Annotated in this window: 1 protein-coding gene; it reads right to left on the bottom strand. The window is 69.4% G+C overall.

Features of this window, described 5'->3' with window-relative positions:
- Position 1: 1 nt before the first annotated feature.
- Positions 2-955: an IS481 family transposase gene (locus ACH4ZA_RS39890; protein WP_398433897.1), complete on the bottom strand. Its 954-nt coding sequence runs from the start codon at positions 953-955 to the stop codon at positions 2-4.
- Between the last annotated feature and the right edge of the window lie 125 nt (positions 956-1,080).

The raw sequence follows: 1,080 nt of genomic DNA, 5'->3' as shown, positions 1-1,080 counted from the left end.
CCTAGGTGTATTGCCCTGAGAGGTTGGGGACGCGGCTGGCGGGTGGTTGGCCCTTCAGCGCGGTGTGTCCGCGGTGGTGATTGTAGGTGTGCAGCCAGTCGGAGAAGGCGTCGCGTCGTTCCTGCTCGGAGCGGTAGGGGCGGGCGTAGGCCCACTCGTCCAGCAGGGTGCGGTTGAAGCGTTCGACCTTGCCGTTGGTCTGCGGCCGGTAGGGCCGGGTTCGCTTGTGGGCGATCCCGGCCGCTGCCAGCAGATCTCGCCAGTCCCGTGAGCGGTAGCAGGAGCCGTTGTCGGTCAGCACCCGCTCGACGGTGACCCCGGCCTGGGCGAAGAACGTTTGGGCGCGGGTCCAGAAGCCGGTGGCGGTCTCCTTCTTCTCATCCGCGTGGATCTCGCTGTAGGCGAGGCGGGAGTGGTCGTCGACGGCGGTGTGCAGGTAGCTGTAGCCGGCGCCGGATCGTGTCCTTCGGCCCGCGGGCCGGCCGAGGACTTTATGGCCGCCGCCATCGGGGATGTTGCCGAGCTTCTTGATGTCGACGTGGACGAGTTCGCCGGGCCGGTCGCGCTCGTAGCGGCGTATGACACGGCCCGTTGCCCGGTCCAGGTGGGTGAGGCGGGCCAGCCGGTAGCGGGTCAGCACACGGTGCACGGTCGAGGGCACCAGGTGCAGCAGGTGGGCGATGCGGGCCGGTCCCCAGCGACGCAGAACGCGAACCTTGATGATCCGGCGTTCGGTGCGGGTCGGGGTCCGGTGCGGGCTGGTGCGCGGACGGGAGGAGCGGTCGCTCATGCCGGCTTCGCCGGACTGCCGGTAGCGGTCGGCCCACCGCTGGGCGGTGGTCGGTGAGACCTGGAAGCGTTCCGCGGCCCGACGCAGGGGCCAGCCGTCCTCGACCACGCAGCGGGCCAGGCGCAGCCGTCCGGTCTCGGTCAGGGGTGCATTACGGTGGGGCACGAGGGCCTTTCGGTCAGGTGTAGACGTCGCAATCCACACCGAACCGGAAGGCCCTCACTCATTCAAGATCCCTCAGCCGAGACCTGGCTCACCCGTCCACAACCTCCCCGGACAGAACACCTAGG

Source organism: Streptomyces sp. NPDC020597, assembly GCF_044335095.1.
Classification (GTDB): Bacteria; Actinomycetota; Actinomycetes; order Streptomycetales; family Streptomycetaceae; genus Streptomyces.
This window is presented reverse-complemented; position numbering and strand designations above follow the sequence as displayed.